This is a genomic window from Pseudomonas sp. D2002, assembly GCF_013385735.1.
Lineage (GTDB): Bacteria > Pseudomonadota > Gammaproteobacteria > Pseudomonadales > Pseudomonadaceae > Aquipseudomonas.
Genome location: NZ_JACAPL010000013.1, coordinates 232,457 through 232,866 on the forward strand (window position 1 = coordinate 232,457; position 410 = coordinate 232,866).

General features: G+C 55.6%; 1 protein-coding gene. It reads right to left on the reverse strand.

Features of this window, described 5'->3' with window-relative positions; all coding sequences use genetic code 11:
* A partial coding sequence (locus HX783_RS29810) for a hypothetical protein (protein ID WP_218175349.1) occupies positions 1-279 on the reverse strand: 279 nt, incomplete at its 3' end.
* Between the last annotated feature and the right edge of the window lie 131 nt (positions 280-410).

Below are 410 nucleotides of genomic sequence, written 5' to 3' on the forward strand. Positions count from 1 at the left end.
GAGTGGTTGGATCAAAAGCAAAGCCGAGGCGGCCTGACAGCCGACCTGGTCTTGTAAGCTGAACTCAATCAAATGTGGGAGCTGGCTTGCCTGCGATGGCATCAACTGGTTCTGCCTGATACACCGAGGTGCCTGCATCGCAGGCAAGCCAGCTCCCACAGAAAAGCAGAGCGCACTGGTCTGACGGCCGAACTCGGTAAAATTGTGGGAGCGGGCTTGCTCGCGAATGCGGTGGGTCAGTAACAGATGAGTTGACTGACCCACCGCATTCGCGAGCAAGCCCGCTCCCACATTTGAATCGCATTGCATCAGACAAAGGTGTTTTGCCCTGCTTTTGCTTCAACCACTCAGGTCGGCTACTAGGCCGCCGTGCTCTGCTTTTGATCTTGATTTTGATCTGGGATCGCCCC